The organism is Burkholderia pyrrocinia (assembly GCF_022809715.1).
Classification (GTDB): domain Bacteria; phylum Pseudomonadota; class Gammaproteobacteria; order Burkholderiales; family Burkholderiaceae; genus Burkholderia; species Burkholderia pyrrocinia_C.
Genome location: NZ_CP094459.1, coordinates 1,834,732 through 1,855,797 on the forward strand (window position 1 = coordinate 1,834,732; position 21,066 = coordinate 1,855,797).

The following is a 21,066-nucleotide window of genomic DNA, read 5'->3' on the forward strand; positions in this document are numbered from 1 at the left end:
ACCACGCCGGCCCGCGCACGGACGCACCGGCTGAAGAGGAGACGCATCATGCTTGCATGGATCGGCGCGATCACCATCGTCGCGCTGTTCGGCCTGATCATCACGAAGCGGCTGTCGCCGCTCGTCGCGCTGATCGTCGTGCCGGTGGCCGCATCGCTCGCGGCCGGTTTCGGGCTGACGACCGGCAAGTTCATCGTGCACGGCGTACAGAACATCGGCCCGATCGCCGGGATGTTCGTTTTTGCGATTCTATTTTTCGGAATCCTCACCGACGCGGGGATGCTCGACCCGATCATCGCGGGCGTGCTGCGCGTGATCGGCTGCCATCCGCCGCGCATCGTGATGGGCTCGGCGCTGCTCGCGCTGCTGATCCATCTCGACGGCTCGGGCGCCGTCACGTTTCTCGTCACGCTGCCCGCGATGATGCCGCTCTATACGCGGCTCGGGATGGATCGCCGCATCCTCGCGTGCGTCGCGTCGATGGCGGCCGGCGTCAATTTCCTGCCGTGGGTCGGGCCGATGCTGCGCGCGTCGGCGGCGCTGCACATTCCCGGCTCGGCGATCTTCATGCCGATGATCCCGGTGCAGATCGTCGGGCTCGCGTTCGTGTTCGGCACCGCGTACGTGCTCGGCGTGCGCGAGGCGAAACGGCTCGGGCTCGATCGCGCCGGTGCGGCGTCGCTCGCGATCGCGCCGCGCGAGCTGACCGACGCCGAGCGCGCGCTGCGCCGGCCCGGCCGCTTCCGGATCAACCTCGCGCTGACGCTCGTCGTGCTCGTCACGCTGGTGTCGGGCATCGTCGACCCGATGGTGATGTTCATGCTCGGCACGGTCGCCGCGCTCGTGATCAACTACCCGGACGTGCAAGCCCAGCGCGAGCGGATCGACGCGCATGCGAAGGCCGCGCTGATGATGGCGAGCGTGCTGCTCGCGGCCGGCGCGTTCACCGGCATCATGTCCGGCACCGGGATGCTGAAGGCGATGGCGGAAGTCGTCGTCGCGCACGTGCCGGTCGAGCATGCGCGCCACATGCCGTTCGTGCTCGGGCTGCTGTCGATGCCGCTCAGCCTGCTGTTCGATCCCGATTCGTTTTATTTCGGCGTGCTGCCGGTGCTCGCGGAAAGCGGCAAGCTGCTCGGCGTGCCGCCGATCCAGATGGCGCAGGCCGCGCTGCTCGGCCAGATGACGACGGGCTTTCCGGTGAGCCCGCTCACGCCCGCGACGTTCCTGATCGTCGGGCTGACCGGCGTCGAGCTCGCCGAGCACCAGAAATTCACGATTCCGTTCCTGTTCGCCGCCACCGTGCTGATGGTCTTCGCCGCGGTCGCGACGGGCGTGTTTCCACTATGAGCGCCCGCAGACCTGTTGCTTCGCGCCAGGCTCCCGAGGGAACTTCCTTCGAGGCGGCTCGGCGTTTTCTTGCGTACGGCGCGGCCGTTCACGTTTTCCGGGAGAGCAATCCATGCAGTTCGACCTGACCGACGACCAGCGCGCGATCGACAGCGCGATCGAGAAAATCTGCGCGCGCTTCGGCGACGACTACTGGCTCGAACGCGACCGCGCGGGCGGGTTTCCGGCCGATTTCCATGCGGCGCTCGCCGAGGCCGGCTGGCTCGGCATCGCGATGGACCCGGCTTACGGCGGCGCCGGGCTCGGGATGACCGAGGCCGCGCTGATGATGCGCACGATCAGTGCATCGGGCGCCGGCCTGTCCGGCGCATCGGCCGTCCACATGAACATCTTCGGGCTGAATCCGGTGCAGGTATTCGGCAACGACGCGCAGAAGGCGCGCTTCCTGCCGCCGCTGATCGCCGGGCGCGACAAGGCGTGCTTCGCGGTGACGGAACCCGACGCGGGCCTCGACACCACGCACCTGGCCACGCAGGCGCGTCGCGACGGCGATCACTACGTGCTGAGCGGGCGCAAGATCTGGATCTCGACCGCGCAGGTCGCGAACAAGATGCTGATCATCGCGCGCACGACGCCGCTCGACCAGGTCGCGAAGCCGACCGACGGGCTGAGCCTGTTCTACACCGACCTCGATCGCTCGCGCGTCGAGGTGCGCGAGATCGAGAAGATGGGTCGCAAGGCCGTCGATTCGAACATGCTGTTCATCGACAACCTGCGCGTGTCGCGCGACGACCTGATCGGCAACGAAGGCGACGGCTTCCGCTATCTGCTGCACGGGCTGAATCCCGAGCGGATCCTGATCGCCGCGGAGGCGATCGGGCTCGGGCAGGCCGCGCTGCGCCGCGCGACGCATTATGCATGCGAGCGCGTCGTGTTCGGCCGGCCGATCGGGCAGAACCAGTCGATCCAGCATCCGCTTGCGCTGGCGTGGATGCAGCTCGAGGCCGCGTGGCTGATGGTGATGAAGGCCGCGACGCGCTACGACGCGGGGCAGTCGTGCGGCGCGGAGGCGAACGCGGCGAAATACCTCGGCGCGGAAGCCGCGTTCCAGGCATGCCAGACGGCGATCGCGACGCATGGCGGGATGGGGTACGCGAAGGAATACCATGTCGAGCGCTACCTGCGCGAGTGTATGATTCCGAGGCTCGCGCCCGTGAGTCCGCAACTGATCCTGTGCTACATCGCGGAGAAGGTGCTCGGGCTGCCGAAGTCTTACTGACGCGCGGCGGCCCGCCCGGCGCGCGGTTTCCCGTTCCGAATCAAGCGCTCGTCATGGACGTCAAACTCGTTGCCCGCACGCTCGACCTGTTCGAGCTGTTCGCCGCCGAACGGCGGCCGCTGCCGCTGACCGAACTCGCGCGCCTGCTCAATGTGCCGGCGTCGAGCTGCCTCGCGATGGCGCGCACGCTCGTGAGCCGCGGCTACCTGTACGAAGTGCGCAAGCGCGGCGGCTACTACCCGACGCGGCGCTTGCAGACGATCGCCGCCGCGATCGACGCGACCGATCCCGTCGTCGACATCGTGCATCCGCATCTCGTCGCGCTGCGCGACGCGAGCCGCGAGACCGCCGTGCTCGGCAAGATCCAGGGCCTGTCGGTCACGTACCTCGACGTCGTCGAATCGGAGCAGGCGATCCGCTATACGCGCCAGCCGGGCGAGCTGCGCCCGCTGCACGCGAACTCGATCGGCAAGGCGATCTTCGCGGAACTCGCCGGCGATGCGCAGCAGGCGCTCGGCGCGCAGTTGCCGTTCGAGCGCTTCACCGACGCGACGATCGCGGACCTGCCGGCGCTCGTCGCGCAAACCGCGCGGTTTCGCGAACTCGGCTGGGCCGAGAACTTCGGCGAAAGCGCGCCCGAGCTGTCGGCGATCGCGGTCGCGCTGACGCTCGACGGCGACTGGTACGGGCTGTCGGTCGTCGGGCCGACCGAGCGGATCCGCCAGCATCGCGACACGCATGCGGCGCTGCTCGTCGACGCGAAGGCGCGGCTGCTGGCCGAACACGCGCGCGGGTAGGGTAGCGGCACGCGAGGGCCAGTAGCGGGCCGTCGTCTGGACTACACCGCAAAAGTCGGGCACCGATCCAAGCGTTTGGGGGTTTTTCATGAACCGCCTGGATTTCTTGGACAGTGCCGAGTGTTAGTGCTCGGCCTTTCACGAGCCTTTGGCCGTAGGCCGTAGGCGAAGCATGACGAGCCGTTCCGGCATTTGATCCTGCCGCGCAGGAAACGGCTCGCCGCGCATCATGCGCCGGCGCGTTGCGCCATCACGACTTCACCCATACGCCGCCGGCACTCGGGTTGTCGCCCTGGGTCCACCATTTCGCGCAGTATTTCGCGCCCTGGTACATCACGCACGTGCCGCCCTGGTAGGCGGTCGTGGCCGACCATACCGGCGAGCCGCCGCCGACCGGCTTCCACACGGCCGCCTGGCCGGGCACGTCACCCTGCGTCCACCATTGCGCCTGATACGTGGTGCCCTGGTAGGTGACCGTCGCGCCTGCCGTATAGACCTGGCCGGCCGCCCAGGGCGCGCCCGGCTGCGGCGTGCCGCCGCCCGAGCCGCCGCCGTAGTTCGGGTCCTGTGTGACGCCCGCGCCCCACTTGCCGTCGAGCTTGCGGAAAATCGCCGCGAACGCGTACGGCTGCTGCGCGACGCCCGAGCAGGTCGGCGACGCATACGCGCCGTTGTTCGGGCACGGCTGGTCGCGGCCGACCGACCAGTTGCCGAAGAACCCGTAGCTGTTGTTGACCGCCGCGTTCAGCACGCTTTGCGCGTTCGCGAGCGTGAAGGTCTCGCCCTGCACGTCGTTCACGCCGATCATCGGCGTGACACCCACCATCTGCCACAGTTGCGCGCCGGTCTTCGGCTGGCCGGCGGACTTGAACGCCGTGTCGAGCTGCGAATACAGCGCCTGCGCGGCGCTGATCGCGGCCGCGCCCATGTCGATGTTCGCGGGGCCGTAGTCCATCGTCATCAGGTTCACGGCATCGAACGTCGTCTTGTTCGCGATCGCCGCGTTGACGACGTTCACGCCGTCCTGCGTGAGCCCGGTCGGCATCGTCGGCAGCGTCAGCGTGACGTGCAGCGGCTTGCCCTTCGCCGCATAGTCGGCTTGCAGTTGCGCGACGGCCTGGAAGTTGCGCGCGACCGCAGCCGTGTCCTGCTGCGATGCGCCTTCGATATCGAAGTCGATATGCGTGAGGCCGTATGTGTCGATCACCGTCTGGTAGGCGGTCTTCAGCGCGGGAACCGTCGAGCAGGCCTGCATCAGCGGCGTGCCGTTCGCGCCGCCGAACGACACGGCGACCTCGCCGCCTTTCGCGCGGTAGCTCGCGATCGACGTCGACAGCGCGGTGAGCAGGCCGCCGCTCGCGCCGTTGCCGATCGGCTGCACGCCGCCCCACGACGGCGCGCAGCCGCTGCCCGCGACCACGAACGCGAGCGTGAATTGCTGGATGCCTTGCCGGACGCCGATCTGGTCGACGAGCGGCGTCGGATAGAGCGTCACGTCGACAAACGGCGCGTAGACGCCGGCGCCGTGGGACACGCTCGCGGCGGCGAGCAGACAACCCGCGGCAATCGCACGCGGGATGAAACGCTGCAACACGTTGTTGTTCATTCTGTTCTCCAAGTGGAAGAGGGATACGCTGGCCCGCGTATCGCCGCCGGACGGACGACCGGGCATGCCCGGCCGGCGGCGTGCCCATCTTGGAGGATTCGCGCCGAATAGTGAATGGTCAGGAGTTCTTTTTGTTATTTGATTTCCGATACATAACGATCTTGCCGATTCGACACCGTTCCGTAATGCATCGGGCGGGCGATTTTCCCGATCGTTCGTGCTGATTGCATGAAGCCCGATGCGCGTCGCTAACGTCGCTTATATCGCTCACGTTGCGTTACGCCGATACAGGCTGCACCAGTGAGCGGGCCTGCGCGACGAAGCGTTCGACGCACGCCGACGCAAACAGCTCGCTCCGCGACACGATTTGCTCGGCCGAACGCGCACCGGCGAGCGGTACATTGACGACGCCCGCGCATGCCGACGTGCGCGGCGCCCGGTTCACACGTTGACCGCGTTCAGCGATACCAGCGCGGCGTATAGACCCACTCGCGTCCGCCGTCGATCGCGAAACGCCGTGTGGTCGACGAGCCGACGATCACCATCGTGCGCATGTCGACCTGGTCGCTGCGCAGCGCGCCGAGCGTCGTCGTCGCGAGCGTCGCGCCCGGCCGGCCGATGTCGCGCCCGAGCACGACCACCGTATCGGCCGCACGATGCGCGCGCACGACATCGAGCGCGCGGTCGAGCTGCCACGGCCGCGCACGCGAGATCGGGTTGTAGAACGCCATCACGAGATCGGCTTGCGCTGCGTGCCGCAGGCGCGTCTCGATCACGCCCCACGGTTTCAGGTTGTCCGACAGCGAGATCGCGCAGAAGTCGTGGCCGAGCGGCGCGCCGGCCTGTGCGGCGGTCGCGAGCGACGCCGATACGCCGGGTTCCACGCGCAGGTCGACCGCGGCCCATTGCGGGTCACGAGATTCGTCGAGCGCTTCGAGCACGGCCGCGGCCATCGCGAACACGCCGGGGTCGCCCGACGACACGACCGCGACGCGCCGGCCTTCGGCCGCAAGTTCGAACGCGTGGCGCGCGCGCTGCATTTCCTCGCGATTGTCGGTGCCGTGCACGCGCTGGTCCGCACGGAACGGGCCGGCCATGTTCACGTAGGTCGTGTAGCCGAGGATATCGGTCGCGTCCGCGAGCGCGGCGCGCGCGGCCGGCGTGAGCCACGCGGCGCCGCCCGGGCCGAGGCCGAGCACCGTCAGGCGGCCGCGCGCACGGCCGAGCGTGGCGGGATCGACCGGATGCGACGCGACCGCGCAAGCGAGCCCGTTCGACGCTGCGCGCAGCGTATGCGCGACACGCAATGCGCGGCCGAGCAGCGTGGACGCATCGGTTTGCGCTTCGTTGTCGACATCAACAAAGCGCAGCGGCACGCCGAGCGTTTGCGCTGCTTCCTCCAGCACGGTGCCGCCGATCGCCGACGCCGGTGCGACGATGGCCGCGAGCGCCAGCCGCGCGAGGCCTTGTGCGTCGAGCGCGGCTTCGATGCGCGCGGCGAGCGCTTCGTCCGCGTGTACGGTTTGCGCATCGACGCCGACCACCACGCTGCGCGGATGGATCACGAGTTCGTCTTGCGTGCCGCGCCATGCATCGGGCGTCACGCGGATCGCATGCGCGGCCGTGTCGTCGCGCGGCAGCGCGACATCGTCGAGCCACGGCGCCGCGCCGTCGATGCGCGTCGACGCGCCCGCGAGCAGGTCGGACACGAAGCGCTTGCCCTGCGCGAGATCGGCGAGCGCATAACCTTCGGGCGGATTGAGCACGCATGCGCCGAAGCGCAGTTCGCCGCTCGTCGTGATCGCCGGCGCGACGCCGAGCCATTCGGCGATTTCGCGCGCGATCACATTCACTCCTGTCAGCCCGCCGAGCAGCGGCACGACGGCCGAGCCGTCCTCCGCGACCGCGAGCACCGGCGGCTCGACGCCCTTGTCGGCCAGCGCGGGCGCGAGGCAGCGAATCACAATGCCGGCCGCGCACAGCGCGACGATCGGCAGGCCGCGTGCATAGAGTTCGCGCAGGTGCGCGCCGAGTTCGTCGAATGGCTCGTCGGCATCGACGCGCGATGCGAGCCCATGCACGCGGGCGCCCGGGTAGCGTGCCTGGATGCGTCGCGCAGTGTCGAGCGCGCCGGCGCCGAGTATCACGATCGCGGGCGGAGTCGTCATCCTTGCCATTTTTCCCCCGGCACGACGAGCAGCGAGAAATACGGCGACGCCATCGGATCGACTTCGTCGAGCGGCACGATGCGCTGGCTCGCCATCGTCGCGCGTTCGACATATAGCGCGCGCTTCGCGAGACCGAGTTCGTCGAGCACGCGCCGCACCTTGTCGAAATTGCGGCCGAGCTTCATCACGACGGCCGCGTCGGCCTGCGCGAGCCGCGCGCGCAGTTCGTGCTCGGGCAGCACGCCCGACAGCACCGACAGGCTCTGGTTGCGATAGACGAGCGGCTGGCCGAGCACGGCCGTGCCGCCGAGCATCGCGCATACGCCCGGGATGACCTCGGTGTCGTAACGCGGTGCGAGGCGGTCGTGCAGGTACATGTACGAGCCGTAGAAGAACGGATCGCCTTCGCAGATCACCGCGACGTCGCGGCCCGCGTCGAGGTGCGCCGCGACGATTTCGGCGGCCGTATCGTAGAAGTCGGCGATCACCGTCTCGTAGCAGAGCGGCGGCGGCAGCGCTTCGGTCGTCACCGGATAGACGAGCGGCAGCTGCGTCTGCGTGTCGAGCAAGTGCGCTTCGACGATGCCGTAGGCATTGCCTTTCTTGCCCTTCGCGACGAAATACGCGACCACGGGCGCGGCCTGCAGCACGCGCAGCGCCTTGATCGTCATCAGTTCGGGGTCGCCGGGGCCGACGCCGACCCCGAACAGGCGTCCGCGCGCGGTCGTCATTCGACCTCCGTCGCGAGCGCGTTGACCGCGGCGGCCGCCATCGCGCTGCCGCCGCGCCGGCCGAGCAGCGCGACGTACGGCACGCCGCGGCTGTCGGCGTCGAGCATCGCCTTCGATTCGGCCGCACCGATGAAGCCGACCGGGAACCCGAGGATCAGCGCGGGGCGCGGCGCGCCGGCGTCGATCATGTCGAGCAGGTGGAACAGCGCGGTCGGTGCATTGCCGATCACGACGACGCTGCCCGCCAGATGCGGGCGCCACAGTTCGAGCGCGGCGGCCGAGCGTGTGTTGCCGAGATGGCGCGCGAGATCGGGCACCTCCGGCTCGCCGAGCGTGCAGATCACGGGATTGCCGGCCGGCAGCCGTGCGCGCGTGATGCCTTCGGCAACCATTTTCGCGTCGCACAGGATCGGCGCGCCGGCCGCGAGCGCCGTGCGGCCCGCGGTGCCGGCGCCGGCCGAGAAGCGCAGGTCGTAGACGACGTCGACCATCCCGCACGCGTGAATCACGCGCACCGCGAGTTTCTCGAGGTCGGGCGGAACGTGCGACAGGTCGGCCTCGGCGCGGATCGTCGCGAACGACTGGCGGTAGATTTCCTGCCCGTCGCGAATGTAGTCAAGCATCGGTGGTGGTGTCCTGGCTATGCCGTGCGCCCGTCAGTCGGGCCGCGGCCTGGTCAATCGTCAGATGGCGCGCGAGCGGGGCGCCGAGGCCCGCGGCGGCGTCGCGCCGGTAAAGGTCGTAGTGCGCGGGCGCGACCGCGACCAGCGTGTGCGCAGCGGGATGCGGCAGCGCGCAGTGGCGCTCGCAGCCGGTCAGGTGCACGTCGACTGGACGGCCGATGCGTGCGGCGAGCGCGAGCGCATCGCGTTTCGTGTCGGCGTGCGCTTTCGCGCAGCCCGCGCTGCCGGTGCACGCGACGAGCGTCGCGAGCGGGTCGGTCGACGCGCAGACGAGGCCGAGCGACGCGAGCGCATCGAGCGTGGCCGGTGCGCGTGCGTGCGACACGCCGTGGATGAACACGCCTTGCCACGGCGTCATCGACAGCGTGCCGTCGCCTTCGGCTTCGGCCAATGCGGCGAGCCGTTCCAGCTGCGTCGCGTCGAGCCGCCCGAGCACGAATTGCGCGCCGACGCTGCAGCGCGCTGCGTCGAGCGACGGACGCGCGCCGAAACGCAGTGCGGAATCGGAACGCATGCGCCGCCAGCCGGCGAGCGCGGGATCGGCCGCGAGCGGGAAGGGCAGGTAGTGCCGCGCGCGGTCGAGCAACGCGCGGTCGCTGCGCGTCGCGAGCAGTGCACGCATCCGCGTGACGTCGGCCGGCGCGAGATCGAGGAACGCGAGCAGCAGGGCGCGCACGAGCGCGACGCTCTGGTCGGGCGACACATCGACCGACGCAGGCGTGTCATCGAATGTGATCGGCGGGCAGCCGGCCAGCCCGGCCGCGATGCGCACCGCGCCATCGGCGCGGCGCCATGCGGCGAGCCAGATGTCGTGCGGATGATCGAGCGCCGCGACCGATTCGCCGCCGTCGAGCTGGATCGAGAATTTCGGCGACAGCTCGCCGCGGCGCGGCTCGCTTGCCAGCATGTCGAGCAGCGGAACGACGAGCGCGCGGCTGTCGACGAGTGCGGCGGGGTCATGCCCGGCGAGCGGGCTGAGCATCACGTTGCGGACGTCGTCGCTCGCGGCGAGCGCGGCCGCATCGGCGGTTGCGTCTGCGATCGATTTTGCGGTGGCATCGGCGTGAGGGCCGAGCCCCGCGTCGAGCAATGCGCGCGTCAGCGCGTCGGCCGCGCCGTCGCGAATGCCGCGTAGCTGGAGATTCGCGCGATTGGTCGCGTCGATCGCGCCGGAGCCGTATGCGCGCGCGGCGGCGGCGATCGCGCGCGCCTGGCGCGCATCGAGCCGGCCGCCCGGCAGCTTGATCCGGCACAGCCCGCCATCGGCGGCCGCAACGACGCGCACGAGCCCCGGGCAGGCCGACGGGCGCACGACGGGCGACGCAGGAATCGAATCGGGGGCGGAACTCAACGGGGTATCGGGGCAGTGTCGCGCCGCGGGCCAACGCATCGGTACACCCCGCCCGACGCCGACTGGCACGCACGCACTTTCTGGCCGGCAGGTCTCCTGGCTGACAGGTCGGCGCCGGCTCCCGGCCTTCCCGGTCGAACCAGTGGCGTGAGGGGGGAGATCGGCTCGCTGTCTACAGTTGCGGGGCAGCCACAGCGGCGCGCGGCGCGCCCTGTGTTCCCTCTTCGGCCCCGAAGGGCACCGGCGAACGAACGGCCGTAGGATACCCGATTTCGACCGCGGTTCGCGACCGGAAAGCCGTTCACGCCAGGCGAAGCGGGTGGCGATCCGGCACCGGTGGGCCGGCAGGTGAAACGCGGGATGGAACACGGTACCATGCCGTCTTTCGCAATGCGGACGGCTGCGCCGGCCCTTTTACGGCCGAGCGGCGACACGATGGAATCGAACGATGGGGAAGGGTGCATGACGGCGTGGCTGACGGTAGTGGGCATCGGCGACGACGGTTACGCGGGGCTCGGCCGCAGCGCGCGGCGCGCGCTGCTCGACGCGACGCTCGTCGTCGGCGCGCAGCGGCATCTCGACATGCTGCCCGCGCGGCTGCCGGCCGCGCGCGAAACGTGGCCGTCGCCGTTCGACGTCGCGGGCGTGCTCGCGCGCCGCCCGTCGCCCGTCTGTGTGCTCGCGAGCGGCGACCCGATGCTGTTCGGCGTCGGCGCCACGCTCGCGCGCCGGTTTTCCCCCGACGAATGGCGCGTGCTGCCCGCGCCGTCGTCGCTGTCGCTCGCGGCCGCGCGCCTCGGCTGGGCGCTGCAGGATATCGGCGCGGTATCGCTCGTCGGGCGTCCGCTCGCGACGCTCGCGCGCCATCTGCTGCCGGGCCGGCGCTTGTTCGTGCTGAGCGCCGACGGCCGCACGCCGGCCGCCGTCGCGGCCGAACTCACCGCACGCGGCTTCGGGCCGACGCGCATCAGCGTGTTCGAACATCTGGGCGGCCCGCTCGAGCGGCGTGTCGACGGCCTCGCGCAGGACTGGAACGTCGACGAAACGGCCGCGCTCAATCTCGTCGCGCTCGACTGCCAGGCCGGCCCCGACGCGCCGCGCCGCGCGCTCACGCCCGGCCTGCCCGACGATGCGTACCGCCACGACGGCCAGCTCACCAAGCGTGACCTGCGCGCGATGACGCTCGCGCGCCTCGCGCCCGCGCCCGGCGAGCTGCTGTGGGACGTCGGCGCCGGCAGCGGCTCGATCGGCATCGAATGGATGCGCGCGCATCCGTCGTGCCAGGCGATCGCGATCGAAGCGCATGCGGAGCGGCAGCGCTTCATCGAACACAACCGCGACGCGCTCGGCGTGCCGGGCCTGCAACTCGTCGCGGGGCGCGCGCCCGACGCGCTCGCCGGGCTCGCCGCGCCCGACGCGATCTTCATCGGTGGCGGTGCGACGGCGCCCGGCGTGCTCGACGCGTGCTGGTCGTCGCTGAAGCCCGGCGGCCGGCTGGTCGCGAACGCGGTCACGCTGCAGGGCGAGATGGCGCTCGCCGCATGGCGCGATGCGCACGGCGGCACGCTCACGCGCGTGTCGCTCGCGCATGCGGAGTCGCTCGGCCGCTTCGACACATGGCGGCAGCCGTTGCCGGTCACGCTGTACGACGTGCGCAAGCCCGACGCGGCCACCACGGCCGGGCCGACGAACTCGTCGAACCCGGTGGACGCGTGATGCGCGACGAAACCCCCGAACGGCACGCGCCGCTGCGCTTCGGTTATACGACCGGCAGCTGCGCGACCGCGACGTCGCTCGCCGCCGCGCGCCTGCTGCTCGCGGGCCAGGTGGACGATGCGGTCGCGATCGTGCTGCCGAAGGGGCAGCGCGTGATGATGCGGCTCGAGTTCTGCCGGATCACGGCCGACGGCGCCGAAGCCGGCACGATCAAGGATGCCGGCGACGATCCGGACGTCACGCACGGCGCGCTGATCTTCGCGCGCGTCGCACTCGCGACGGCGCCCGGCGTACGGTTTCACGCGGGGCCGGGCGTCGGCACGGTCACGCGTGCGGGGCTGACGCTGCCGGTCGGCGAACCGGCGATCAACCCGGTGCCGCGCCAGATGATGACGACGCACCTCGACGCGCTGGCAGCCGAATATGGCTACGCGGGCGGCTTCGACGTGACGATCGGCGTGGAAGGCGGCGAAGCGCTCGCGCTGAAGACGATGAACCCGCGCCTCGGTATCGTCGGCGGGCTGTCGATCCTCGGCACGACCGGCATCGTGCGGCCGTTCTCGTGCTCGGCCTATATCGCGTCGATCCACCAGGGCATCGACGTCGCGCGCGCAAACGGCATCCAGCATATCGCCGCGTGCACGGGCAATACGAGCGAGGACGCGATGCGCGCGCACTACCACCTGCCCGACATGGCGCTGGTCGAGATGGGCGATTTCGCGGGCGCGGTGCTCAAGCATCTGCGGCGCGCGCCGGTCGCGCGGCTGTCGATGTGCGGCGGCTTCGGCAAGCTCAGCAAGCTCGCGGCCGGCCACCTCGACCTGCACAGCCGCCATTCGAGTATCGACCTGCCGCTACTCGCGCAGTGGGCGGCCGAGGCCGGCGCGAGCGATGCGCTGCAGGCCGCGATGCGTGCCGCGAACACGAGCCAGGAAGCGTTGAAGCTCGCGCTGGCCGCGGGCGTGCCGCTCGGCGATCTCGTCTGCGCGCAGGCGCTGCGCGTCGCGCGCGATATCGTGCCGCCATCGGTCGCCGTCGAGATGTTCGCGATCGACCGGCAGGGCCGCTTCGTCGGGCAGGCGCGATGAGCGCGCGCATCCTGCTGCTCGGCGGCACCGGCGATGCGCTGAAAATCGCGCGCGCACTCGGCCCGCACCACGTGTATAGCCTGGCCGGTCTCGGCAAGGTACCCGACGACCTGCGCTGCGACGTGCGCGTCGGCGGTTTCGGCGGCGCCGCCGGCTTGGCCGCGTATCTGCGCAGTGCCGGTATCGGCCTCGTGATCGACGCGACGCATCCGTATGCCGCGCAAATCAGCGCGAATGCCGCTGCCGCGACGCGCGACGCGGGCGTGCCGCTGTGGGCGCTGCGCCGCGCGCCATGGACGCCGCAACCGGGCGACGACTGGCGGATGGTCGACGACTGGGCCGGCATCGAGGCCGCGCTCGCGCCGTTCAAGCGGCCGCTGTTCACGCTCGGCCGCGAGCCTCTCGCGCATCTCGACGCGATCCCGCCACACCAGTTCTGGCTCGTGCGTTGCCTCGACGCGCATCCCGGCAACGCGCGCGCGCAGATCGTCGCCGCGCGCGGGCCGTTCACGCTCGACGGCGAGCGCGCGCTGTTCGCGCTGATGGGGATCGACGTCGTCGTCAGCAAGAACAGCGGTGGTGCGGCCACCGAGGCCAAGCTCGACGTCGCGCGCGAACGCAGGCTGCCGGTCGTGATGCTGCGCCGGCCGCCGCTGCCCGACGCCGACCGCACGTTCGACTCGGCCGCCGCGCTGCTCGACGCACTCGATCCGGCCGCGCGCGCGTGACGCCGCGCGGCCGATCATCCAACGAATTGACGGAGATTTTTCGATGACGGTGTATTTCATCGGCGCGGGCCCCGGCGACCCGGAGCTGATCACGGTGAAGGGCCAGCGCCTCGTGCGCACCTGCCCGGTGATCCTGTATGCAGGCTCGCTGGTGCCGCCGGCCGTGCTCGACGGCCATCGCGCGGAGCAGGTCGTCAATACGGCCGAGCTCGACCTCGACGCGATCGTCGCGCTGCTCGCCGCCGCGCATGCGAAGGGGCAGGACGTCGCGCGCGTGCATTCGGGCGATCCGTCGCTGTACGGCGCGATCGGCGAGCAGATCCGCCGGCTGAAGACGCTCGGGATTCCGTACGAAATCGTGCCGGGCGTGACGGCCACGGCCGCGTGCGCGGCGACGCTCGGCGTCGAGCTGACGCTGCCCGGCGTTGCGCAGACGGTGATCCTCACGCGCTTCGCGGGCAAGACGACGATGCCGGAAGGCGAGGCGCTCGGCGCGCTCGCCGCGCATCGCGCGACGCTCGCGATCCATCTCGGCGTGCGCCATCTCGCGCGCATCGTCGACGAAGTGCTGCCGCATTACGGCGCCGATTGCCCGGTCGCGGTGATCTATCGCGCGAGCTGGCCCGACGAGGAACGCGTGACCGGCACGCTCGCCGACATCGTCGGCAAGGTGCAGGGCACGCAGATCGAGCGCACCGCGCTGATCCTGATCGGGCGCGTGCTCGATGCCGAAGGGTTCGCGGATTCGACGTTGTACGCGAGCGCGGGCTGATCACGCGTGCGCCGGCCGGCGTTCGGCACGACGTTCGCGCAGGTGCGCGTCGCACGCGGATCGGCGATCGCGGACATCACGCGCATGGTGATGGCCGAACCGTGTTCGCAACCCATCCCTCATGCCGATCTGCGAGCAATTGATCGGCGCACTGGCCGACGACGTGCAGCCCGCGATCCGGGTGTGCCGGCTGTGCGACGAAGACGCGTGCGATTTGCGGCGATGCGTGCCTATCGACAGTTGCCGTCGGAGCGGGAAACGAGCGGCTGACGCGCGGCCGACCGCCTAGGCACTCGCAACACGCCGCGCGAGCCGCGGCGCAAAACCCGCCGCCAGCGCGAACAGCACGACGCACAGGCACGCCATCGCCACCCACGCGGGCGTCAGGTCCGCGAGATGCTGGCGCACGACGCCGGCCGCGAACGGGAACAACCCGGCGATCAGGTAGCCGACACCCTGCACGAACCCCGTCAGCGATGCGGCGTCCGCCGGCGTCGCCGCATGGTCGACCGTGACGATCAGCGACAGCGGAAACAGCGCGCCGATCCCCGCGCCGAGCAGCAGCGCGGCCGGCAAGGCGAGCGCTTCGGGCGCGGCCAGCATCGCCAGCAACCCGACGAACAGCGACGCGATCGCCGCATGCAGCGCGGGACGGCGATCGGGCAGGCGGTCGATCGTCGCCGAGATCGTCAGCCCCGCGACGACTTCCGCGAGCGTCACGCCGCCGAGCAGGCTGCCGGCCGCCGTCGGCGACCAGCCGAGCCGCATGTAGTACGGAGGCAGCCACGCGAGCACCAGCGTGTACGCGCCCGTCGCGATCCCGAAGAACAGCGCGAGCCGCCACGCGCGCGGCGAACGCGACGGCTGCGCAGCCGATGCCGCAGCCGGCCCGGCCGCGAGCGCATCGCCGCCGCGACCGGCCAGCGGCCACGCGAGCGCGGCCACCGCGGCCGGCAGCGCCCAGCCCGCGAGCGCGGCGAGCCAGCCCCAGCGCGCCGCGGCAAACGGCGCGACGACGCTCGCGAGCACCGCACCGCCCATGATCGACGTCGAATAGACGCCCATCGCGCCGCCGACGCGCGTCGCGAAATGCGCCTTCACGAAACCGGGCAGCAGCGCCTGCACCATCGCGATCCCGACGCCCGCGCAGCAGGCGCTCGCGAGCAGCAGCCATGCGTGCTGCGCGCCGATGCGCGACACGCAGGCGAGCCCGATCAGCGCGACGCCGAGCCATACGCCGCCCGCGATGCCCGTCACGCGCTGCAGGCGCCGCGCACTCAGCGCGCCGAGCCCCATCAGCAGGATCGGGATCGTCGTCAGCAGGCTGGCCGCGCCGTCGCCGATGCCGGTCGCGCGCTGGATCATGTCGAGCAGCGGGCCGACGGCGGCTAGCGCCGGCCGCAGGTTCAGCCCGACGAGCACGATGGCGGCGAGCCGCCATCCGGGGGAAATGAAGCGATTCATCGACAGGCCCTCGGTATCGGTGCACGACGTCCGTCCGGGCGCTGTGCGTTTTTCATGTAAAGTATCTCGACATCAAGATAAACGCCGATTTATCTCGACGTCAAGATAACTGGTGAACCGAGGAGGGTTAATGGATCGAGCCGCGCATGCGCTCGCGCAATGGCGCGTCGAGCGCCCGGATCTCGACGCGTCGTCGATGGTCGTGATGGGGCGGCTGCAGGAAGCCGCGCTGGTGATCGCGCGCGACCGTCTCAATCCGCTGTTTGCGCGCTACGGGATGCAGCCGGGCGAATTCGACGTGCTCGCGACGCTGCGGCGCTGCGGCGCGCCGTTCGCGCTGACGCCGACGGCGCTGTACGACGCGCTGATGATGTCGTCGGGCGGGATGACCGCGCGCATCGACCGGCTGCAGAAGGCCGGCTGGGTCGAGCGCCGGCCGAACCCGGCCGACGGGCGCGGCACGCTCGTCGCGCTGACGGAAACCGGCCGCGCGCTGATCGACGAAGCGGTCGTCGCGCATATCGACAACCAGTGCGAGTTGCTGGCCGTGCTGTCGGACGACGAGCAGGCGCAGTTGTCGCGACTGCTGGAGAAGCTGCTGGCAGGGCTGGGAGACGGGGCGGCGAAGGGGCCGGACGGCAAGTAGCGCTACCGAATGCGTCACGCAAACGCACGCCGCGGGCAAAAACAAAGTTCTTCGTGAATTTTCGTGGACGTCGCTTGCCGACCCCAAGCGGTAGTTGGCAGCTCGGGAAAGCGGACGTTCAACGTAAAAATACCGGACGGAAAAACGCAGATTTTTTCGGCCCCGTTAATTGCAGAGCTAGATATTTTTCAGAACCTGTAAATATCGATGTTCAGTTTTCCTGCGTGATACTTCTTGTGGCATTCATCGCACAGAGTGACAAAATTTATGATGTTATCGCCCCCATCCTCCGAGAACGGAATCAAATGATGGCCTCGGGCTTCTTTCTTCTCGTCCTTCCAACAAACAATACATAGGTCATCCTGTATTTCTTTGATTTTATTTTGCTGTTTATAGTGAGAGTACGGTCGCCTATTCATTTTCACTATTCCCAATGAGAGCGCGAATTTTGCTGGGCAATTCTCTGCTATTTCCCTCAATCAATGTAGCTTTTGCTTCGTCGGCTGTGATGCGCTTCTTTAACTTCACAATCTCGATATGCATTTTATCCTGCTCGCTTCGTGTCATTCCGTCGATGCGAAGAATTAAAGCCCTGTCCCTGATTCCTGGGCTCGTGTTATTTGCACTCGGGCATGTCCTGCGGTTGTGACCTTCAAGTCCGCATGCTCCACACTTCATTTTGTGGGCCTCTAGAATGTAGAAACTTGCATATCACCGTCTCGAATTTCGATTTCATTGTCGCCCTCGCCAATAGACCACGTTGACGATATTTCCGGTAAGCCATCAGAATTCTTTGAAATCAATACAATTTCTACATGCCCTAGTTTTCTCTTGACTGCAATGGCAACATTTCCTTCATAGGGCAACACGCTAATCACGGCGTCCCCCTTTTTTAAAATCTTGATGTTGAGGTTCATAAATGCTCCGTCATAAAAAAGTGAGTGTCTACGTTTGACGTGCGGGACCGCCGTAGCGGCGAAGCCGAGAAGGGAAGCCACAAGCGCAGCTTATGGGCCGCTCCTCTCGGCGGAATTCTTAGAGCGAAATAGTTTCTCCTGGCAGTGCGGCGGCCTTTGTCTTGAGAGTGTCGAGATTTTCACGTTTAGCAGAAAACAGTTGCTCCACTACTGCCGCCCCTTGACCCATGTCGCGAAAATAGTGCGCAAGAGGCATCTCGAAAATCGTGGTGAGCTGCGTGAGAACTTGATTAAGTCTTTTCTTCTTCATCATCGTGTCGTCCCACGCGTACATCATGTAGTAGAACGCTGACCAAAAGGAAACAGACTGATGAAAATAAACTTTCTTTGTCGGGGCTGTAATCGAGTACATGCCGCCGTTGGTTTCGAATACCTCGTTCGCAAAATTCGTGTTGCCAAGATTGCAGCCTGAAACAAAGAGCCGGCGGTTATGTAGTTTTTTTTCAAATATTTTCGCAAAGTCTTTGTAGTTAGAGTTTCCGAAGGTGTACTGAACGATGTCATCGCCTCCATGACAGGACAAATGAAGGTATCGATAACCGGACTCTCTAAAAATCCTGGCAAACTCAATTAACTCTCGTTGGGTGCGAAAGTAGTAGTAGAGCGGCTTTTTTCCATGAAGTTTCAAAACCTCGTAGAGAATCTTTCCATCAAGGCGTGCTTCTTTTTCGTCCTCGTGCTCAAGGGACTCAAGGATGAAAGTCTCTGGCTTTGTGACGTTTGCCGGGGGTATTTTCGCTACAGACATGAAGAATTTTCCTGTGTGCTCTAACGTGAGGCGGACGTCAATTTTTCAGGGTTTCTCGGATTCGTGACGTATACCTTGGTGACGTTCATCAGCTCACCCCATTGTTTTTAAATTACGTCCGTGGACGCTCTTTGCCGGCACGTACTACTCAACATTCCGCCAAACCCTGCAAACGATTAAAAACTTTCAATGGCATTGTACGGCAGGTTCGGGCGATTCAGCCACAGTCCGCTCCTGGCCGAACGCCGCCGGCCGCCGCCCTGTGACGCGCGACCGGCGCAGATCGACCCACAAGCGACGGTCAATCCGCTCCGATGCGGTCGTACAGATGGCTGACGTCGCGGCGCGGAAGGAATCATGAGAATCGTAAATCTCGCCGTGTCCGGATTCTTCTGTATGGCATTGAACTCACCGTGTGAGCACACACGTGCTCGCGCGTTACGGCTTGGAGAGCAGTCGGCCGACCATGGCGTTAACCGCAGTAAGCTGGGAACCCGATTTCACCGCGTAATCGGGACCCGTATAACCGAACCAGTCCCAGCAACCTTGCGGATTGAACGGGATCGTGGACGCATTCACCTGCGGATACAGAACGAGGATGTTGTTCGTGTCGGCCCAGTAGTTGTAGTTGGTCTTTTCATAGAAATCGTCGCCAACCACCGCTGCCGACTGCTTGCATCCATGGAATGCGACGTGAACCTTGCACGCCGCTCCCTGATCGCACGACTTAGGCACGTAGACGAATCCCGTGTCCGCCATGCCGGTCGCAGATGCTGCGAATTCGCGCTGACTGAACGGCACGATTCTCCCGGTCAGGCTCTTCGCTGGCGGCTTTAAAGGGCCGTAGATGTACTGCAGCAACGCGCCGGCCTGGTCGTACCTCTGCTTGCCGACCTCGCAGTGGCTGATGTATGGAGGCGCATTGTCAGCACACATGTTGCCGAACGACGGTGTAATGAATGCGTGACCAGCCGGCACGTTATTCACGTACTTCAGGTTCGACGCAGGGACGCCGGCCTCCTTGAAGAACGACACTGTCGAGTCGACTGCCTGTTGGTAGACAACTGTGTCTTTCGTTCCGCTGAACACGTAGATCCGCGCCTTCTGAAGGTTCGATAGTGGGTCAATCTGATTCAGCGAAGCAAAGCCTGCGGCGGCGGTTACCATCAGCGTCGAGTTCGGCGGAACGAACGGTACCTGTCCCATGCAGATCGAGGCGTTAAACAAGTTCCCTGCCGCGCAGTAGTACGGACCGCCGGCGACCACGCCAGCCCCGACTACGGAACCGGAGTACGCGACCTGGTACTGGACCGCCATGAAGGCACCCGACGACAGGCCGGACACCGACGTCTGCGACGGGTCACCGTGGTACGACGGCAGCGCATCAGCGGCCAGCGCGGCATGGGTTAGGGCAGCAGCGAGCGCAAGAGCGGTAATGGCGAGGCGAGGATGCAATTTCATCGTGATACCTCCTGTGGCATAGCGAATGAAACGGACGTCGAGCGAAAGGACGACTTGCTGAGAAACCTTGCCGTTCGTCGCGGCTGTGCAATGCGCTCGGCCCAGTACGTTGCGTACGCGGTCACGCATCCCGCACGAAGGACCGCAACCTCGATCGGACCGACAACAGCCGCCGCGGCGACCACGATATAGGCGACACATCGATGGCCGATTTCCGCGGCTCCGTCACCGTCATGCCGCCACTGTGCCGATCTGGCGCGTTTGAGGGCTTGAGTGGGGTGCGAAATTCGTATGATGAAGCATCATCGACGTAAAAAAACCGTCAACCCCGTATTCTTTTTTGTGTGTGAGATTTGCAACCTCGTCGTATTACTGTCATCCGGGGCATCTTGGCGTCTTCGATTGCGGCGCAACGCAATCGACAGTTTTGTACCGTTTTGTATGCAAACTCGACCGGCTCTTGTTGGCCAAACACCGACGGTCTTCCCAGCGTTCCCTGGAAATTCGCAATGCCCCCCAAAGCCCGCCGCACAATGCGGCGGGCGGTTCAAGTCCGCAGACTGCGGGCGGCACACGGTGCGCCCGCGCCGCCGGTCAGCCTCGTGCCGGGATATTGAGCCCGCGCGCGACGGCCGGACGCGCGACGAACGCGTCGAGCGCCCGCGCGACGTGCCGGAATTCGCTGAAGCCGACCAGATCGCCCGCTTCGTAGAAGCCGACGAGGTTGCGCACCCACGGGAAGATCGCGATGTCGGCGATCGTGTACGTGTCGCCCATCATCCATTTGCGGTTCGCGAGATGCGCGTCGAGCACGGCGAGCAGGCGCTTCGACTCGTCGACGTAGCGGTCGCGCGGGCGCTTGTCCTCGTAGTCGCGGCCGGCGAACTTGTGGAAGAAGCCGACCTGGCCGAACATCGGGCCGATGCCGCCCATCTGGAACATCACCCACTGGATCGTCTCGTAGCGGCCGGCGAGATCCTTCGGGATCAACTGGCCGGTCTTGTCCGCGAGATAGATCAGGATCGCGCCCGATTCGAACAGCGGCAGCGGCTTGCCGTCGGGGCCGTTCGGATCGATGATCGCCGGGATCTTGTTGTTCGGGTTCAGCGACAGGAACGCGGGCGACAACTGGTCGTTCGTGTCGAAGCGCACGAGGTGCGGCTCGTACGGCAGGCCGGTTTCCTCGAGCATGATCGACACCTTGACGCCGTTCGGCGTCGGCAGCGAGTAGAGCTGGAGACGGTCGGGATGCTGGGCCGGCCACTTTTGCGTGATCGGGAAGGCGGACAGGTCGGGCATGGAAGTTCGCTCGTCGACGAGGTGGGTGATCCGCGCTCCGCCTTGCCGCCGCGCTCGCGCGCGATCCGCGGCGCGGCGACGGCGCCGGAGCGCGCCGAAAAACGCCCACTGTAGCCGATCCCCGGAATCGATGCAGGCGGTGGCCGGGATTCGCACCCGGGCGCCGCCTGGCCCATTCCGCGCCAGGTCGTCAGGTCGTCAC

General features: G+C 67.3%; 19 protein-coding genes and 1 riboswitch. Of the genes, 8 read left to right on the plus strand and 11 right to left on the minus strand.

Annotated elements, in window-relative coordinates:
* Positions 1–48 precede the first annotated feature (48 nt).
* From MRS60_RS08540 to MRS60_RS08550, 3 genes are all read left to right on the plus strand, one after another.
* Positions 49–1,350: a CitMHS family transporter gene (locus MRS60_RS08540; RefSeq protein WP_105390182.1), complete on the plus strand. Its 1,302-nt coding sequence runs from the start codon at positions 49–51 to the stop codon at positions 1,348–1,350.
* A 112-nt stretch (positions 1,351–1,462) separates the two neighbouring features.
* Positions 1,463–2,629 carry an acyl-CoA dehydrogenase family protein gene (locus MRS60_RS08545; protein ID WP_243564520.1) on the plus strand — a complete coding sequence of 389 codons (1,167 nt, stop codon included), beginning with the start codon at positions 1,463–1,465 and terminating at the stop codon, positions 2,627–2,629.
* 53 nt (positions 2,630–2,682) lie between these two features.
* Positions 2,683–3,426: an IclR family transcriptional regulator gene (locus MRS60_RS08550; protein WP_034184170.1), complete on the plus strand. Its 744-nt coding sequence runs from the start codon at positions 2,683–2,685 to the stop codon at positions 3,424–3,426.
* A 250-nt stretch (positions 3,427–3,676) separates the two neighbouring features.
* Here the strand turns inward: MRS60_RS08550 and MRS60_RS08555 are convergent, their stop codons facing one another.
* The 5 genes from MRS60_RS08555 to cobG form a co-directional block, all read right to left on the minus strand.
* Positions 3,677–5,032 carry a chitinase gene (locus tag MRS60_RS08555; protein ID WP_243564521.1) on the minus strand — a complete coding sequence of 452 codons (1,356 nt, stop codon included), beginning with the start codon at positions 5,030–5,032 and terminating at the stop codon, positions 3,677–3,679.
* A gap of 458 nt (positions 5,033–5,490) precedes the next feature.
* A complete protein-coding gene (gene cobJ / locus MRS60_RS08560; RefSeq protein WP_243564522.1) occupies positions 5,491–7,200 on the minus strand; it encodes a precorrin-3B C(17)-methyltransferase in 1,710 nt (569 codons plus the stop codon).
* The gene (locus MRS60_RS08565) at positions 7,197–7,931 is read right to left on the minus strand and encodes a precorrin-2 C(20)-methyltransferase (protein WP_034184173.1); all 735 of its coding nucleotides are present in this window, start codon (positions 7,929–7,931) and stop codon (positions 7,197–7,199) included. Before MRS60_RS08565 ends, cobJ begins: the two co-directional genes overlap by 4 nt.
* Positions 7,928–8,554, minus strand: a complete 627-nt coding sequence (locus MRS60_RS08570; RefSeq protein WP_105390176.1) for a precorrin-8X methylmutase — start codon at positions 8,552–8,554, stop codon at positions 7,928–7,930. Before MRS60_RS08570 ends, MRS60_RS08565 begins: the two co-directional genes overlap by 4 nt.
* The gene (cobG, locus tag MRS60_RS08575; protein WP_243565610.1) at positions 8,547–9,926 is read right to left on the minus strand and encodes a precorrin-3B synthase; all 1,380 of its coding nucleotides are present in this window, start codon (positions 9,924–9,926) and stop codon (positions 8,547–8,549) included. The genes MRS60_RS08570 and cobG overlap by 8 nt, the downstream gene beginning before the upstream one ends.
* A 108-nt stretch (positions 9,927–10,034) precedes the next feature.
* Positions 10,035–10,225, minus strand: a riboswitch (cobalamin riboswitch).
* Between the two features lie 202 nt (positions 10,226–10,427).
* Between cobG and cbiE the strand changes: the two genes are divergently transcribed.
* From cbiE to cobM, 4 genes are read left to right on the plus strand one after another with little or no spacing between them, the layout of a single operon-like run.
* The gene (cbiE, locus tag MRS60_RS08580) at positions 10,428–11,681 is read left to right on the plus strand and encodes a precorrin-6y C5,15-methyltransferase (decarboxylating) subunit CbiE (RefSeq protein ID WP_243565611.1); all 1,254 of its coding nucleotides are present in this window, start codon (positions 10,428–10,430) and stop codon (positions 11,679–11,681) included.
* On the plus strand, positions 11,681–12,769 hold the full coding sequence (locus MRS60_RS08585; protein WP_243564523.1) for a cobalt-precorrin-5B (C(1))-methyltransferase: 1,089 nt from the start codon (positions 11,681–11,683) through the stop codon (positions 12,767–12,769). Before cbiE ends, MRS60_RS08585 begins: the two co-directional genes overlap by 1 nt.
* Entirely contained in the window at positions 12,766–13,497 is a 732-nt protein-coding gene (locus tag MRS60_RS08590; RefSeq protein ID WP_243564524.1) for a cobalt-precorrin-6A reductase, read from the plus strand. Before MRS60_RS08585 ends, MRS60_RS08590 begins: the two co-directional genes overlap by 4 nt.
* Before the next feature lie 43 nt (positions 13,498–13,540).
* On the plus strand, positions 13,541–14,269 hold the full coding sequence (cobM, locus tag MRS60_RS08595) for a precorrin-4 C(11)-methyltransferase (protein WP_243564525.1): 729 nt from the start codon (positions 13,541–13,543) through the stop codon (positions 14,267–14,269).
* 285 nt (positions 14,270–14,554) lie between these two features.
* Here the strand turns inward: cobM and MRS60_RS08600 are convergent, their stop codons facing one another.
* Complete coding sequence (locus tag MRS60_RS08600; RefSeq protein WP_131947053.1) at positions 14,555–15,733, minus strand: MFS transporter; 1,179 nt, start codon at positions 15,731–15,733, stop codon at positions 14,555–14,557.
* Positions 15,734–15,863: 130 nt separating this feature from the next.
* Here MRS60_RS08600 and MRS60_RS08605 point away from each other — a divergent pair, with 130 nt between their 5' ends.
* A complete protein-coding gene (locus MRS60_RS08605; RefSeq protein ID WP_243564526.1) occupies positions 15,864–16,379 on the plus strand; it encodes a MarR family winged helix-turn-helix transcriptional regulator in 516 nt (171 codons plus the stop codon).
* A 188-nt stretch (positions 16,380–16,567) separates the two neighbouring features.
* Here the strand turns inward: MRS60_RS08605 and MRS60_RS35145 are convergent, their stop codons facing one another.
* The 5 genes from MRS60_RS35145 to MRS60_RS08625 all read right to left on the minus strand — a co-directional run bounded on the left by MRS60_RS35145 (position 16,568) and on the right by MRS60_RS08625 (position 20,864).
* Complete coding sequence (locus MRS60_RS35145; protein WP_432207820.1) at positions 16,568–16,798, minus strand: HNH endonuclease; 231 nt, start codon at positions 16,796–16,798, stop codon at positions 16,568–16,570.
* 270 nt (positions 16,799–17,068) lie between these two features.
* Positions 17,069–17,296: a hypothetical protein gene (locus tag MRS60_RS08610; protein ID WP_243564527.1), complete on the minus strand. Its 228-nt coding sequence runs from the start codon at positions 17,294–17,296 to the stop codon at positions 17,069–17,071.
* 118 nt (positions 17,297–17,414) lie between these two features.
* Positions 17,415–18,104, minus strand: a complete 690-nt coding sequence (locus MRS60_RS08615) for a hypothetical protein (protein ID WP_243564528.1) — start codon at positions 18,102–18,104, stop codon at positions 17,415–17,417.
* A gap of 438 nt (positions 18,105–18,542) precedes the next feature.
* Positions 18,543–19,565 carry an extracellular catalytic domain type 2 short-chain-length polyhydroxyalkanoate depolymerase gene (locus tag MRS60_RS08620; protein WP_243564529.1) on the minus strand — a complete coding sequence of 341 codons (1,023 nt, stop codon included), beginning with the start codon at positions 19,563–19,565 and terminating at the stop codon, positions 18,543–18,545.
* Positions 19,566–20,159: 594 nt separating this feature from the next.
* Positions 20,160–20,864, minus strand: coding sequence for a glutathione S-transferase N-terminal domain-containing protein (locus MRS60_RS08625; RefSeq protein ID WP_131947055.1), 705 nt, complete (start codon positions 20,862–20,864; stop codon positions 20,160–20,162).
* Positions 20,865–21,066: the final 202 nt, after the last annotated feature.